This window comes from Enterobacter sp. BNK-29 (assembly GCF_048684785.1).
Taxonomy (GTDB): Bacteria; Pseudomonadota; Gammaproteobacteria; order Enterobacterales; family Enterobacteriaceae; genus Enterobacter; species Enterobacter cloacae_M.
This window is the reverse complement of the sequence record NZ_JBLQTU010000001.1, coordinates 3,120,703-3,135,502: the sequence shown is the minus strand read 5'-3', so window position 1 is coordinate 3,135,502 and position 14,800 is coordinate 3,120,703. Positions and strand designations below refer to the sequence as shown.

At 58.1% G+C, this 14,800-nt stretch carries 16 protein-coding genes; 10 read left to right on the top strand and 6 right to left on the bottom strand.

Features of this window, described 5'->3' with window-relative positions; translation table 11 throughout:
* Positions 1-26: 26 nt before the first annotated feature.
* Positions 27-1,412 (bottom strand): cysteine--tRNA ligase, encoded by a 1,386-nt coding sequence (gene cysS, locus ACMGGX_RS14950; RefSeq protein WP_029741052.1) that lies wholly within the window; start codon positions 1,410-1,412, stop codon positions 27-29.
* A 174-nt stretch (positions 1,413-1,586) separates the two neighbouring features.
* Here cysS and ppiB point away from each other — a divergent pair, with 174 nt between their 5' ends.
* The 7 genes from ppiB to mnmH all read left to right on the top strand — a co-directional run bounded on the left by ppiB (position 1,587) and on the right by mnmH (position 6,298).
* A complete protein-coding gene (ppiB, locus tag ACMGGX_RS14945; RefSeq protein ID WP_023310635.1) occupies positions 1,587-2,081 on the top strand; it encodes a peptidylprolyl isomerase B in 495 nt (164 codons plus the stop codon).
* A 3-nt stretch (positions 2,082-2,084) separates the two neighbouring features.
* A complete protein-coding gene (gene lpxH / locus ACMGGX_RS14940; RefSeq protein WP_126796971.1) occupies positions 2,085-2,807 on the top strand; it encodes a UDP-2,3-diacylglucosamine diphosphatase in 723 nt (240 codons plus the stop codon).
* A gap of 137 nt (positions 2,808-2,944) precedes the next feature.
* A complete protein-coding gene (locus ACMGGX_RS14935; protein ID WP_023310633.1) occupies positions 2,945-3,154 on the top strand; it encodes a YdgH/BhsA/McbA-like domain containing protein in 210 nt (69 codons plus the stop codon).
* A gap of 68 nt (positions 3,155-3,222) precedes the next feature.
* The gene (locus ACMGGX_RS14930; RefSeq protein WP_126796970.1) at positions 3,223-3,408 is read left to right on the top strand and encodes a hypothetical protein; all 186 of its coding nucleotides are present in this window, start codon (positions 3,223-3,225) and stop codon (positions 3,406-3,408) included.
* 161 nt (positions 3,409-3,569) lie between these two features.
* The gene (gene purE / locus ACMGGX_RS14925) at positions 3,570-4,079 is read left to right on the top strand and encodes a 5-(carboxyamino)imidazole ribonucleotide mutase (RefSeq protein WP_023310631.1); all 510 of its coding nucleotides are present in this window, start codon (positions 3,570-3,572) and stop codon (positions 4,077-4,079) included.
* Positions 4,076-5,143 (top strand): 5-(carboxyamino)imidazole ribonucleotide synthase, encoded by a 1,068-nt coding sequence (gene purK / locus ACMGGX_RS14920; protein ID WP_058841201.1) that lies wholly within the window; start codon positions 4,076-4,078, stop codon positions 5,141-5,143. The genes purE and purK overlap by 4 nt, the downstream gene beginning before the upstream one ends.
* 84 nt (positions 5,144-5,227) lie before the next feature.
* Complete coding sequence (gene mnmH / locus ACMGGX_RS14915; RefSeq protein WP_420298545.1) at positions 5,228-6,298, top strand: tRNA 2-selenouridine(34) synthase MnmH; 1,071 nt, start codon at positions 5,228-5,230, stop codon at positions 6,296-6,298.
* A gap of 123 nt (positions 6,299-6,421) precedes the next feature.
* On the opposite strand, the gene ACMGGX_RS14910 is transcribed toward mnmH, so the two are convergent.
* The 3 genes from ACMGGX_RS14910 to ybbA form a co-directional block, all read right to left on the bottom strand.
* Complete coding sequence (locus ACMGGX_RS14910) at positions 6,422-7,567, bottom strand: porin (RefSeq protein WP_023310628.1); 1,146 nt, start codon at positions 7,565-7,567, stop codon at positions 6,422-6,424.
* Between the two features lie 183 nt (positions 7,568-7,750).
* Positions 7,751-10,165 (bottom strand): putative ABC transporter permease subunit YbbP, encoded by a 2,415-nt coding sequence (ybbP, locus tag ACMGGX_RS14905; RefSeq protein ID WP_420298544.1) that lies wholly within the window; start codon positions 10,163-10,165, stop codon positions 7,751-7,753.
* A complete protein-coding gene (ybbA, locus tag ACMGGX_RS14900; RefSeq protein ID WP_420298543.1) occupies positions 10,162-10,848 on the bottom strand; it encodes a putative ABC transporter ATP-binding protein YbbA in 687 nt (228 codons plus the stop codon). The genes ybbP and ybbA overlap by 4 nt, the downstream gene beginning before the upstream one ends.
* Here ybbA and tesA point away from each other — a divergent pair.
* The 3 genes from tesA to ACMGGX_RS14885 are packed head-to-tail and all read left to right on the top strand — an operon-like array spanning position 10,819 to position 13,154.
* Positions 10,819-11,442, top strand: a complete 624-nt coding sequence (gene tesA / locus ACMGGX_RS14895; protein WP_420298761.1) for a multifunctional acyl-CoA thioesterase I/protease I/lysophospholipase L1 — start codon at positions 10,819-10,821, stop codon at positions 11,440-11,442. The two genes, ybbA and tesA, sit on opposite strands and share 30 nt — an antisense overlap.
* 28 nt (positions 11,443-11,470) lie before the next feature.
* Positions 11,471-12,241, top strand: coding sequence for an SDR family oxidoreductase (locus ACMGGX_RS14890; protein WP_048991462.1), 771 nt, complete (start codon positions 11,471-11,473; stop codon positions 12,239-12,241).
* 58 nt (positions 12,242-12,299) lie between these two features.
* Complete coding sequence (locus tag ACMGGX_RS14885) at positions 12,300-13,154, top strand: co-chaperone YbbN (protein ID WP_420298542.1); 855 nt, start codon at positions 12,300-12,302, stop codon at positions 13,152-13,154.
* 87 nt (positions 13,155-13,241) lie between these two features.
* Here ACMGGX_RS14885 and fetB read toward each other — a convergent pair whose 3' ends face one another.
* Both fetB and fetA read right to left on the bottom strand, forming a co-directional pair.
* Complete coding sequence (fetB, locus tag ACMGGX_RS14880) at positions 13,242-14,024, bottom strand: iron efflux ABC transporter permease subunit FetB (RefSeq protein WP_032641920.1); 783 nt, start codon at positions 14,022-14,024, stop codon at positions 13,242-13,244.
* Positions 14,017-14,688 carry an iron efflux ABC transporter ATP-binding subunit FetA gene (fetA, locus tag ACMGGX_RS14875; RefSeq protein WP_420298541.1) on the bottom strand — a complete coding sequence of 224 codons (672 nt, stop codon included), beginning with the start codon at positions 14,686-14,688 and terminating at the stop codon, positions 14,017-14,019. Before fetA ends, fetB begins: the two co-directional genes overlap by 8 nt.
* Between the last annotated feature and the right edge of the window lie 112 nt (positions 14,689-14,800).

Here is a 14,800-nt window from a genome sequence, read left to right as displayed (position 1 = left end):
GGGAGAGGGTTAGGGTGAGGGGAAAATTACTTACGGCGCCAGGTGGTGCCCTGCGGGCCATCTTCCAGAATGATGCCCATCTCGGTCAGACGGTTGCGCGCCGCATCTGCCGCCGCCCAGTCTTTTGCCTGACGCGCTTCCAGACGCGCTTTGATCAACGCTTCAATTTCCGCCACTTCACCGTCGTCCGCCTGCGCACCGCTCTGCAGGAACGCGTCCGGATCCTGCTCCAGCAGGCCGAGCACGGAGGAGAGCTTACGCAGATGGGACGCCAGCGCATTTGCCGCGGCCATATCTTCTGACTTCAGGCGGTTTACTTCGCGCGCCATGTCGAACAGCACGGAGTAGGCTTCCGGGGTGTTGAAGTCGTCGTTCATCACCTCAACAAAGCGTGCTTCGAACGCTTCGCCGCCTGCAGCAGGAACAGACCTGTCGGTACCGCGCAGCGCGGTGTACAGACGCTCCAGTGCCGAGCGCGCCTGTTTCAGGTTCTCTTCGCTGTAGTTCAGCTGGCTGCGATAGTGGCCGGACATCAGGAAGTAGCGCACGGTTTCAGCGTCGTAATATTTCAGCACGTCGCGCACGGTGAAGAAGTTACCCAGCGATTTAGACATCTTCTCGCGGTCAACCATTACCATCCCGGAGTGCATCCAGTAGTTCACGTACTCGCCGCCGTGGGCGCAGGTGGACTGCGCGATTTCATTTTCATGGTGCGGGAACATCAGATCCGAACCGCCGCCGTGAATGTCGAAGTGCTTGCCCAGCTGCTTGCAGTTCATCGCGGAACATTCAATGTGCCAGCCCGGGCGGCCTTCGCCCCACGGGGATGGCCAGCTTGGCTCGCCCTCTTTGGACATTTTCCACAGCACGAAGTCCATCGGGTTACGCTTCACGTCAACCACGTCAACGCGCGCGCCGGCCTGAAGCTGGTCCAGATCCTGACGGGAAAGCGAACCGTAGGTTGGGTCCGTCGGCACCGAGAACATCACGTCACCGTTGTCCGCAACGTACGCGTGGCCGCGTGCGATCAGCTTTTCGGTGATCTCGATGATTTCGTGAATATGGTGGGTCGCGCGCGGCTCGCTGTCCGGGCGCTGAATATTCAGGGCGTCGAAATCTTTGTGCATTTCGACGATCATGCGATCGACCAGCGCAACAAAGCTTTCGCCGTTTTCATTAGCGCGCTTGATGATTTTGTCGTCGATGTCGGTGATATTACGCACGTATTTCAGGGTGTAGCCCAGAAAACGCAGGTAGCGTGACACCACGTCGAAGGCGACAAAGGTACGGCCATGGCCAATGTGACAGAGATCGTAAACCGTAATACCACACACGTACATGCCGACTTCCCCGGCATGGATAGGTTTAAATTCCTCTTTCTGGCGCGTCATTGTATTAAAGATTTTTAACATCGAAGATTCCATGTAAACACGTGTGTGGTTGAAAACCGGCTATTCTACCCGTAATTCAAACCCGAAGCAGCACACAATGCAAGGTGATCGCATCCTGTGGTTATGCTATAACAAGCCCCTATAGATGACCCGAACGCGGGTCGACGTACCACAATAACGGAACAGGATGCAAAAATGGTTACTTTCCACACTAATCATGGCGATATCGTAATCAAAACCTTTGATGACAAAGCGCCTGAAACAGTTAAAAACTTCCTGGACTACTGCCGCGAAGGTTTCTACAACAACACCATTTTCCACCGCGTGATCAACGGCTTTATGATCCAGGGCGGCGGTTTCGAACCTGGCATGAACCAGAAAGAGACCAAAGAAGCGATCAAAAACGAAGCGAACAACGGTCTGAAAAACACCCGCGGTACGCTGGCAATGGCCCGTACTCAGGCTCCGCACTCTGCCACCGCGCAGTTCTTCATCAACGTGGCTGATAACGACTTCCTGAACTTCTCCGGCGAAAGCCTGCAGGGTTGGGGCTACTGCGTATTCGCAGAAGTGGTTGAAGGTATGGACGTGGTTGACAAGATCAAAGCCGTCGCTACTGGCCGCAGCGGTATGCACCAGGACGTTCCTAAAGAAGACGTTGTGATTACAAGCGTGACCGTCAGCGAGTAATTCGTGGCGACACTCTTTATTGCGGATCTGCATCTGCAAACAGAAGAACCGGCGATAACCGCCGGTTTTCTGCGTTTTTTACGCGGTGAAGCGAAAAGCGCCGATGCGCTGTACATCCTGGGCGACCTCTTTGAAGCCTGGATTGGCGACGACGACCCTAACCCGCTGCACCGTGAAATGGCAGACGCCATTCACGCGCTCGTGGATTCCGGCGTTCCCTGCTACTTCATTCACGGCAACCGTGATTTCCTGATCGGCAAGCGCTACGCCCGCGAAAGCGGCATGACGCTGCTGCCGGAAGAGCAGGTGCTCGACCTCTATGGCCGCAGGGTCCTGATCATGCACGGCGACACGCTCTGCACCGACGATACCGGGTACCTGGCGTTTCGCGCCAAAGTCCACACCCCTTGGATCCAAAAGGTGTTCCTTGCGCTGCCGCTGTTTATCCGCAACCGCATCGCAGCCAGAATGCGCGCGGGCAGTAAAGCCGCCAACAGCAGCAAATCCATGACCATCATGGACGTGAACCCGCAGGCCGTGGTGAGCGTGATGGAAAAGCATGGCGTTCAGTGGTTGATCCACGGTCATACGCACCGTCCTGACGTCCATTCCCTTATCGCCAACGGCGAAGCGGCCCATCGCGTGGTGTTGGGTGCCTGGCACACCGAAGGCTCCATGGTCAAAGTCACGCCAGAGGGCGTGGAGCTGATCGCGTTTCCGTTTTAACCCCTCACACCATCATTCTATTTTTTTGAACAATATCGGCAAATTGTTTCGATTTTAATCAGCCCGTGGTCGGCCTATTATTTATCACATCAGGGCAACACGCCCTATCCCAGATAAAATACTTAAGGAATACGACCATGAAATCCATCAAAACTTTCGTTGCAGTTGCCGCTCTTTCCCTGGTTTCTTTCGGTTCTTTCGCTCAAAGCGTGAGCGCAACCGCCTCTACCCTTGACCGCGCAGAAGCGAAAATTGCCGCTCAGGCCGCCGAGCAGAATGCCTCTTATAAAATCACGAGCGCGAAGGTCAACAACCGCGTGTACATGACCGCGGAACTGACTAAATAAAAATCCTGATTGCCGTGCCGCCAGCTAAGACGTGCGACAGCGACAATACGATGAGGAAGGAACAGAGAATGAAAAACATCAGCATCGTAAGTACCCTGCTGCTGGCAGTCGTGGTGTCCACTGGCGCACAGGCCGCGGAGAATCGCTTCTCCGTGCCAAAATCGGGCTCGAATGCCGACACCAGCATGGTGAATCATATCGATGTCAGCCGCGCGTTCGACAACGAGAACCTGCCCGCAGGGGATCTTCAGTAACATCACAAAAAAGACCGCCATCGTGCGGTCTTTTTTGTTATCGCTTTCTCGCCATAACTGCTCGCCTTTTAACCGCGCAACCGTTTTCCTTGCCCGTATAACATGCTATTCTCTGTGCCCTCGAAAGCAGTGTGTTTCGCACCACAGGAGTTTTAAGACGCATGTCTTCCCGCAATAATCCGGCGCGTGTCGCCATCGTGATGGGGTCCAAAAGCGACTGGGCTACCATGCAGTTCGCCGCCGAAATCTTTGAAATCCTGAATGTTCCGCACCACGTTGAAGTGGTCTCCGCGCACCGTACGCCGGACAAACTGTTCAGCTTCGCCGAAAGCGCCGAAGAGAACGGTTATGAGGTGATCGTTGCCGGTGCGGGCGGCGCAGCACATCTGCCAGGCATGATTGCCGCTAAAACCCTGGTGCCGGTACTGGGCGTTCCGGTCCAAAGCGCCGCGTTAAGCGGTGTGGATAGCCTCTACTCCATCGTCCAGATGCCGCGCGGTATTCCTGTCGGCACGCTGGCGATTGGTAAAGCGGGTGCTGCCAATGCCGCCCTGCTGGCGGCACAAATTCTTGCGACGCACGATAAAGCATTACACCAGCGTCTGGCGGAGTGGCGTAAAGCCCAGACCGACGAGGTGCTGGACAATCCGGACCCGCGGGGTGCGGCATGAAGCAGGTTTGCGTCCTCGGTAACGGCCAGCTAGGCCGCATGCTGCGTCAGGCCGGTGAGCCGCTGGGTATTGCCGTCTGGCCCGTCGGGCTGGACGCCGAACCGGAAGCCGTACCGTTCCACCAGAGTGTGATCACCGCCGAGATCGAACGCTGGCCGGAAACGGCTCTGACCCGCGAGCTGGCGCGTCATAACGCCTTCGTTAACCGCGACGTGTTCCCGATCATCGCCGACCGTCTGACGCAAAAGCAGCTGTTCGACAAGCTCGGTCTGCCGACCGCGCCGTGGCAGCTCCTGTCCGATAAAAGCGAGTGGAATGACGTTTTCGCGATGCTGGGCGAGCTGGCAATCGTGAAGCGCCGCGTGGGCGGTTACGACGGCCGCGGCCAGTGGCGCCTGCGTGCAGATGAAACGGCAGAACTGCCGGACGATTGCTACGGCGAGTGCATCGTTGAGCAGGGCATCAACTTTAGCGGTGAAGTGTCGCTGGTTGGCGCGCGCGGGCACGACGGGCATACCGTCTTTTATCCGCTGACGCATAACCTGCATCAGGACGGCATTCTGCGCACCAGCGTCGCCTTCCCGCACGCCAATGCTGACCAGCAGGCGCAGGCGGAAGATATGCTCTCTGCCATCATGCACGAACTCGGGTATGTGGGCGTCATGGCGATGGAGTGCTTTATCACCCCGTCCGGTCTGCTGATCAACGAACTTGCGCCGCGCGTGCACAACAGCGGGCACTGGACGCAAAACGGCGCGTCCATCAGCCAGTTCGAGCTGCACCTGCGCGCGATCGCCGACCTGCCGCTGCCGCAGCCGGTGGTGAACAGCCCGTCGGTGATGATCAACCTGATCGGCACCGATCTGAACTACGACTGGCTGAAGCTGCCGCTCGTGCATCTGCACTGGTATGACAAAGAGGTCCGCGCGGGTCGTAAGGTCGGTCACCTGAACCTGAACGACAGCGACACGGGCCGTCTGAGCGCCACCCTGGAAGCCATGATCCCGCTCCTGCCGCCGGAATATGCGAGCGGTATTGTCTGGGCACAGTCAAAGCTCAAGTAAGACATCTGCGCCGGGGAGTTGACCTTCCCCTTCCCCGGCGTACAATCCCCGCCCATTGCTGCTGAGTTTTCTTCTGGAATAACCATGAACGATGGAACGGACTATCGCGCGATCCTCGCGTCTGATACCCCTTTAATTGACGTTCGCGCGCCGATCGAATTTGCCCAGGGCGCGATGCCTGCGGCGATCAACCTGCCCTTAATGAACGACGACGAGCGCGCCGCCGTCGGCACCTGCTATAAGCGCCAGGGCCCCGAGGCCGCGCTGGCGCTCGGCCATCAGCTGGTGAGCGGCGAGACGCGTGAGGCACGCATCAACGCCTGGCGCGAGGCCAGCCTTGCCCATCCTGAGGGCTTTCTCTGCTGCGCGCGCGGCGGCCAGCGCTCGCATATCTCTCAGGCCTGGCTGAAAGAGGCGGGCGTCGACTACCCGCTGATCCGCGGCGGCTATAAGGCCCTGCGTCAGACGGCGATTCAGGTGACCATCGAGCAGTCACAAAAGCCGATGGTGCTTATTGGCGGCTGTACCGGAAACGGTAAAACCCTGCTGGTGAAACAGCACGCTCAGGGAATCGATCTGGAAGGGCTGGCGCACCATCGTGGTTCGTCGTTTGGCCGCACGCTCACGCCGCAGCTTTCCCAGGCCAGCTTTGAAAATCACCTTGCGGCTGAGCTCCTGAAAAAAGACGCCGCGCGCTGGGTGCTGGAAGATGAAGGCCGGATGATTGGCTCCAACCACCTGCCGGAGTGCCTGCGCGACCGCATGGTTGAAGCCCCTATCGTTGTCGTCGAAGACCCGTTTGACGTCCGCCTTGAGCGCCTGCGCGAAGAGTATTTCGACCACATGTGGGCGGATTTTTCTGCCGCCTACGGTGAAGACGCGGGCTGGAAGGAGTACAGCGAGTATCTGCATCACGGCCTGTTCGCCATTCGCCGCCGTCTGGGGCTGCAGCGGTATGCAGAATTCACCGCGCTGTTAGATTCCGCGCTGCTGGAACAGCAACGCTCCGGCAGCACAGAGGCGCACTTCAGCTGGCTCGCGCCGCTGCTGAAGGACTATTACGACCCGATGTACGGCTATCAGCTGGAGAAAAAGGCGGTGAAGATTGTGTATCGCGGGACGTATGGCGAGGTCGCTGACTGGCTTAATCGCTAAAACAAAGCCGGGTGGCGAGGTAAAAGCAAAACGGCAACCAGGGTTGCCGTTTTTAATGTTTGTTCCCTCTCCCCGTGGGAGAGGGTCAGGGTGAGGGCATCAGGCCGCACCCTACAAGACGACTTAGAAGTCGTAACGCAGACGCACCAGGTTCATGTCGCCCAGGTTGTCGGTGCTGGAGGTGAACACGTGTTCGTAATCCACGCGGAAACCGTAATCCAGCTGGAAGCTGATACCCACGCCGTTGTCGATGCGCTGGTAGTTACGGCCGTTCACGTACTCAATACGGTCACCCATGAAGTAAGGCTGGATGGATTTAACCGCGTACTGACCGATTGGGAACTTGTAGCCCGCAAAGTATTCAATACCCCATGCATCACCGGCGAAGTAGTCGTTAACAGACACTTTTTTGGTGGTCAGGAAGTTCTGGTACCAGCCGCCGCCAGCGGAGAAGGTCCAGTTGTCCGGCGTCCAGCTCAGCGCGGTACCGAGGATGTTCTGGTCGTAGGTTTTGCTGTCGCCGTTGTCCGGGTTACGCATGTCCGCGCGGGTGTAGTTCCACGCCGCGCCCCAGGTCAGGTCGGTGGTCAGGTGGTAATCCAGACCCAGTGAACCGCCGCCTTTACGCTTGTAGCGCAGGCCGTTGCCCGGCAGGTATTCGCTGTCTTCAAACAGGTAGGATGCATAAATATCGGCATCACCCACGGTTTTCTTATATTTCAGCATCTGGCGTGAACGGTAAGATCCGTCGTAATCGCCATTGATCCCGTTACCTGGCGCCTGACCGATCATGTCGTAGTCCCAGATATCGGTTTTCGCGCCCACCACATCATAGTAAACGCTGTTCTGTTGACCGAAGGTCAGCGTACCCCAGGTGTCGCTCTTCAGACCGGTGTAGAGCATACGACGCGTGGTGTCGTGTGCGCCGTCGGCGTAATGGTGATCCCAGTTAAACTGCGCAGGAATATTGACACCCAGCTCGTAGTAGCTGATCCAGCTGATGTCATCAAACAGGTAGTAATCAGCCGCGAAACGGAAACGGGTGCCGCCGTCAAAGCCGTTACGCTTGTAGCTGTTTTTACCGTCGTCGCCGGTCATGTTCTGGAACTGAGGACGAATACTGCCGCCAACGGTGAAGTTCAGGCGGCTCAGCGGGTTACCCGCCTGAGGATCCTGCTTAAGAACGGTGATTTCTGCCTGAGAAGCGAAGGTAGTCAATGCCACTGCCGCGCCGATCGTTGCCGCCAGCGCTGATTTTTTTATAGTCATTATTTTTCCTTAATAGACACGCTGCTAAATATTTAGCGGGTGAATATTAACTGGAAATAATCGGGCTGTGTGGTCGGTTTTTTAATGTTTTGTGCTACTAAATGAGTGGGTATTATCACTTTGTGCTATTTAAACACTGCGCACCGGCATTAAAACCCGGCGCGCAACTATCACGGTTCTAAATCAACTCGCAAACTGACGGAACAGGGCTTTCCCCTTTAACAGCCGCGTGCCGAGCCAGCCTCCGCAGAGAGAAAGCAACACCGCGCCGCTGAGAGGCAGGATCAACCAGAGACGCCAGTCAGGCTCCCACGGGAAGTCGAAAACCTTTGTCTGCAGCACCGCCAGCGCCGTCTCTGCGCCAATGGCCGCTACCAGACCCGCCACCAGCCCCAGCAGCGCAAACTCGCTCCATAGCGTCATCCGCAGCAGTCGCTTTCCGGCCCCCAGCGTGCGGTAGACCACCAGCTCCTGATGGCGCTGGCGCATGCCCACTTGTACCTGAGCCAGCAGCAACAGCACGCCGCAGATCGTCACCAGCACCACCATGACCTCCAGCGCGCGGCTCACCTGCTCCAGTACCTGCCCTACCTGCTTCAGGATCGCGCCAATATCCAGCAGGCTGACCGTCGGAAACTCCCGGTTGAGCTGGGTTAGCATGCCGTTGCCGTTTTCCCAGCGGAAGCTTGTCAGCCAGCTCTGCGGCTGCCCGTCCAGCGCGCCCGGCGGGAAGATAAAGAAGAAGTTTGGCCGTAGGCTTTCCCAGTCCACTTTACGCAGGCTGGTGACTTTCGCGGTAAAATCCTGGGTATCGCCGGTAAAGGTCACGCTGTCCCCGAGCTTCACGTTCAGCCGCGTCGCCAGCCCCTCTTCCATCGAGACTTCCCCCGCTTTCGGCGGCCAGGTGCCGGCGGTTATCGGGTTGTGGTCAGGGCGTTTATCCTGCCAGGTCAGGTTCAGCTCGCGGTTCAGCGACTCGTCCTTATTCCCCTCCGTTGGCTGACCGTTGATCTGCGTCAGACGCGCGCGCACGATGGGATAGAACGACTCAGGGATAATGTGATGCTCCGACAGGAAGCCCTTCAGCGGCGTGACCTGCTCAGGGGCAATGTTGATCAGGAAATAGTTCGGGCTTTCCGGGGGAAGCTGCTGCTGCCAGCGATCCAGCAGATCGCCGCGCAGCACTAACAGCAGCGCCAGCAGCATAAACGACAGCGAAAACGCCGACAGCTGGCTGAGCGTTGACCACGGCTGATGCAGCAGGCGGTTGACCGCCAGGCGCACGGGCAGCGATTTCACCGTGAGCCGCTTCAGGACGTTGAGCAGTATCCAGCCCAGCACGCCGCACAGCAGCGCCAGCACAACCGCCCCGGCCAGTACCGCCCACAGCAGCGTGCTGCCCCCCATCAGCCACGCCAGCAGCCCCACCGCCACGGCAATAATCACCGGAAGATAGAACTTCAGCGGCCAGACGTTCGCCACCACATCGTTGCGAAGCACGCGCAGCGGCTGCGTCGCGAGCAGCAGGCGATAGGGGCGTAGCCCCACCAGCAGCGAAATCACCGTCATTGCGCCCATCGCCCACAGCCACGGCCAGAGGCTGGCCGGCGGCAAGGCGGCCGGGAGCACCGGCTTCAGCATCACCATCAGCAGTTTTTCAAACAGCAGCCCCATTATTCCGCCGGTCAGCGCGGACAGAATCAGCAGCATCAGCCACTGGCCGACAATCAGCTTGCGCAGCTGCGCCCTGCCCGCCCCCAGGGTTTTGAGGATTGCCACCAGGTCGTAGCGGCTGCGGCAGTAATGCCCCATCGCCACGGCAACCGCCGCCACCGCCAGCAGCAGGGTCAACAGTGCCGAAAGCAGCAGGAACTGCTGAGAACGCTCAAGAGATTTACCGAGCGCTCCTTCGTCCTGCTCCAGCCCGTACCAGCGGTGCTCTGGTTTGAGCTGCGGCAGAAGCCATTTTTCGTACGCGTCAAGCTGGGCAGGCGTGCCGCCAAACTTATAGCGCCAGGTGACGCGGCTGCCCGGCTGTACAGCATGGGTTGCCGCGACATCCGCGGTATTCATCAGCAGGCGCGGCGCGAGCTGGAAGGGGTTAAAGCCGGAATCGGGCTCCTGCACCACTTCCCCGGCGATTTTCAGCGTGGCGTCACCGACGTCGATACTGTCGCCGGGTTTCAGGTTCAGAAGCGCCATCAGACGTGATGCCAGCAGCACCGTGCCGGGCTTGGGCTTCAGCCCGGGCGGGCTGGTCTGCAGTTCGCCGTACATCGGGTAGATATCATCGACGGCTTTAACGCTGGCGAGCTGAGGCGTGTCGCCCGCAAAGGTCATGGTCTGGAAGCTTATCTGCTCCCCCACCTTCAGCCCTTGTTTACGCGCCTCTGCAATCCAGCCCGACGGCACAGGGCGGGAGCTTTGCAGCGCCCGGTCACCCGCCATAAACTCCCGGCTCTGCTGGCTAAGCCCTTTTTCCATGCGGTCGCTGACGCTGCCGAGCGCCAGCACGCAGGCCACCGCCAGGCTTAGCGCCAGCCAGACAATCAGCAGCGAGGGCGAGCGCCACTCGCGCCAGAACCAGCGGGTAATCATGCCTCCTCCTGAAGAATACCGTTCACCAGCCGCAGGCGGCGATCGCAGCGGGCGGCGAGCTGCGGATCGTGGGTTACGAGGATCAGCGTGGTGCCATGCTCGCGGTTGAGCGAAAACAGCTGGTCGGCAATTTTGTCGCCGGTTTTACGGTCAAGGTTACCGGTGGGCTCATCGGCAAACAGGACTTCGGGACGACCGTTAAACGCCCGCGCCAGCGCCACGCGCTGCTGCTCACCGCCGGAAAGCTGTGCGGGAAGGTGGTCGAGACGCTTGCCCAGACCGAGCTGCTCCAGCAGCGCCTTCGCGTGCGCCCGGCTTTCACGGCTGTTTTCACCGCGAAGCAGCGCCGGGAGTTCGACGTTTTCCAGCGCGTTCAGAGTGGGGATCAGCATAAAGGACTGAAAGACAAAACCAACGTGACGCGCGCGCAGCGCGGCCCGGGCCTCTTCATCAAGCTGGTGCTGCGGTTGCCCGACCAGGTGGACCTCGCCGCTGCTGCCGTCGTCCAGACCGGCCAAAATCGCCAGCAGCGTGGACTTGCCGGAACCGGATTCGCCAATCAGCGCGATGGTTTCAGCGCGTTTGACAACGAGTTCAACTCCAGTAAGGATGGAAAGCTCGTGTTCCCCCTGACCGACGGACTTCTTAAGATGATGAACTTCAACACTGTTTTCCGCTGGCATTTGCCCTTCCTGTTTTTGATTCTGATGACCTTCCGCGCGGCGGCAGCGGACACGTTACTGGTTCTCGGCGACAGCCTCAGCGCAGGCTATCGCATGGCGGCCAGCGCGGCCTGGCCCGCTCTGCTCAACGACAAATGGCAGAGCAAGACGTCGGTAATCAACGCCAGCATCAGCGGCGATACCTCGCAGCAGGGCCTGTCGCGCCTGCCTGCGCTGCTCAAACAGCATCAGCCGCGCTGGGTGCTGGTGGAGCTTGGCGGTAACGATGGATTGCGCGGTTTCCAGCCTCAGCAAACCGAGCAAACGCTGCGCACCATTTTGCAGGATATCAAAGCGGCAAACGCCCAGCCGCTGCTGATGCAAATTCGCCTGCCCGCCAACTACGGTCGTCGGTATAATGAAGTCTTTAGCGCGATCTACCCTAAGCTTGCCAAAGAGTTTGATATTCCGCTGCTGCCATTTTTCATGGAAGAGGTCTATCTCAAACCCCAGTGGATGCAAGACGACGGGATCCACCCCAATCGCGATGCTCAGCCGTTTATTGCCGACTGGATGGCAACGCGGCTGGCTCCTTTAGTTAAACATGACTCCTGATTAAGCGGAGATCCTGACAGGTAAAGTTATGCAAAAATCGGTCTTAATTACAGGATGTTCCAGTGGAATCGGCCTGGAAAGCGCGCTCGAACTGAAGCGCCAGGGGTTTCGGGTGCTGGCGGCGTGTCGCAAACCCGACGATGTCGAACGCATGAACGGGCTGGGCTTTACCGGCGTGCTGCTGGATATGGACTCGCCGGAGAGCGTTGAACGCGCCGCCGATGAAGTGATCGCGCTGACCGACAATCGTCTGTACGGGCTCTTTAACAATGCCGGCTACGGGGTGTATGGCCCGCTGGATACGCTCTCCCGCGAAACGCTGGAGAAACAGTTTTCGACCAACTTCTTCGGCGTGCATCAGCTCACCATGCGTCTGCTCCCCGCGATGCTGCCGCACGGTGAAGGGCGCATCGTGATGACATCGTCAGTGATGGGGCTGATTTCCACCCCGGGCCGCGGCGCCTACGCCGCCAGCAAATATGCGCTGGAGGCCTGGTCCGACGCCCTGCGCATGGAGCTGCGCCACAGCGGCATTAAGGTCAGCCTGATTGAGCCCGGCCCGATCCGCACCCGCTTTACCGAAAACGTGAACCAGACCCAGGCGGATAAACCGGTCGAGAACCCCGGCATTGCCGCACGTTTTACCCTCGGGCCAGAGGCGGTGGTGGCCAAAGTGCGCCATGCTTTTGAGAGTGAACATCCCAAAATGCGCTATCCGGTAACGCTGGTCACCCACGCCGTAGGCTGGTTAAAGCGCCTGCTGCCGGGCCGGGTGATGGACAAAATTTTGCACGGTTGAGTTGAAGCGACGACGCTCATCCCCATGTAAAGAACAAACCGACAAAAGAGAAAGCCGCATGTCCGTACAGAATATCGTCAATATTACAGAAGCTAACCTGCAACAGACCCTTGAACAGTCGATGACCAAACCGGTCCTGTTCTACTTCTGGTCTGAACGCAGCCAACACTGCCTGCAGCTGACGCCGGTGCTGGAAAGCCTTGCCGCCCAGTACAACGGTCAGTTCATTCTCGCCAAACTGGACTGTGACGCCGAGCCGATGGTGGCGTCTCAGTTTGGTCTGCGCGCCATTCCTACCGTCTATCTGTTCCAGAACGGTCAGCCCGTTGACGGTTTCCAGGGGCCGCAGCCGGAAGAGGCGATTCGCGCCCTGCTGGATAAAGTGCTGCCGCGCGAAGAAGAGCTGAAAGCGCAGGAAGGCATGGCGATGATGCAGGAAGGTAAATACGACGAGGCGCTGCCGCTGCTCAAAGAGGCGTGGCAGCTGTCGAATCAGAACAGCCAGATCGGCCTGCTGCTGGCGGAAACGCAGATCGCCCTGCACCGTTCAGAAGACGCGGAAGCCGTACTCAAAACGGTTCCGCTGCAGGATCAGGACACCCGCTATCAGGGTCTGGTCGCGCAGATTGAGCTGCTGAAACAGGCCGCGGACACCCCGGAAATTCAGCAGCTGCAGCAGCAGGTTGCCGACAATCCGGCCGACGCTGCGCTGGCAAGCCAGCTGGCGCTGCAGCTGCACCAGGTGGGGCGTAACGAAGAGGCGCTGGAGCTGCTGTTCAGCCACCTGCAAAAAGACCTGGCAGCCGCAGACGGTCAGGCGCGTAAGATGTTCCAGGAAATTCTGGCCGCGCTGGGCACCGGAGACGCGCTGGCGTCGAAGTATCGTCGTCAGCTTTACGCGTTGTTATATTGATGCACTTTGCCCGGTGGCGGCTTCGCCTTACCGGGCCTACAAAAGCACGAATCGTAGGCCGGGCAAACGCAGTGCCGCCCGGCACAATCAGCGCACGTTTTTCAACTGCGTCACCACAAGCTGATGCCGTGAATTGTAGAACTTCCGATAGGTCAGGTAGCAGGCAATGATGGTTGACAGGCTTGCCGTGGAAAGCAGCATAAACGTCACCATGATCTGATACTTAATCGCTTTTACCGGATCGATGCCGGCAAAAATCAGCCCCGACATCATGCCCGGCAGGCTCACCAGCCCCACCGTTTTGGCTGAATCTACAGTTGGGATCAGCGATGAGCGAATGCTCTCACGAATCAGCCGCGCCGAGGCCACTTTAGGCGTTGCCCCAAGGCTTAACTTCTCCTGCAGCTGCTGCTGTTCACTGCTGAAACGCTGGCCGAGATTGTTATAACAGAGCCCAACGGCCACCATGGCGTTCCCCGCAATCATTCCCGAGATGGGGATAACCTGCATCGGCGTAAAGGCAATCGAGCCGGAGAGCACCAGCACCGCCAGCGTGAGCGCCGTCCCGGTGGTAATGGCGATAAACGACGAGATAAACGCCTTATCAATGTATTTACTGCGTTTTTTCGCATTCCACGCCGCGTTGAAACAGATAAAGAGCACCATCAGCAGCGTCAGCACCGCGTGGTTGACGTTGAAAATATACTTCAGCACATAGCCGACGATAATGAGCTGAACCACCGCGCGGCAGATACTCCACACAATATCTTTTTCCAGTCCCAGCTTTTCCCGGTAGCTGACCACAATCGCAATCAGCACCAGCACCATCGAAAACGCCAGGGATTCATTGGTAATGTTATGCTCACCCACGGTTAGCCTCCTGCATTTTCCCGCCGTGCGGCTGAAGCATAATCACGTCATCCGCATGGGTTATTTCGTTAGCGTCGTGCGTCACCCACAGCACGGCAATATTCTGCTCCCGGGCGTAGCGATGAATAATCTCGTTAACGTTGCGCTTGTTGACGTCATCGAGCGCGCTGGTAATTTCGTCCAGCAAAAGCACCTTCGGTAAAAACTGCAGGTTGCGGATCAGCGAGACGCGCTGCTTTTCTCCGCCCGACAGCGCGGTGATGGATTTGGTTAACGTCTCCTGCGCCAGGCCAAAGCGGGCCAGATCGCTGATAAACTTTTCCGGCTCCGGCGTTTTATTGCGGATTTGCCAAGGGAAAATCAGGTTGTCGTAGACCGTGTCGCCAAAAAGCGCGGGGGTTTGCACGCAGTAGGAGACCTGCTGGCGATAGTTTTCCGGGGACAGTGTTGCGATATCCTGTCCTTCAAACAGAAGGGTGCCCTCAGTCGGGCTGAGGAGTGAGGCTACAATTTTCAGCAGCGTGCTTTTACCGCAGCCTGAAGGACCCGTGATTAATTTAAACTCGCCCGGCGATAGGCTAAACCCGACGTGCTGAAGAATAATGTTTTCTCCAGCACGAAATCCGATATCCCTGAGATGTAATAGTTCTTTTTTATCGTTCATTACGCTTCCGTTAACCGCTTCGTGTAATAACCGCCTGTAGCATAATCCTTTCGTGCGCACAGAGCGAATAGCCTCACGCTAAAGCAAGTGTTAAACTTTTTGTTTGTCATTT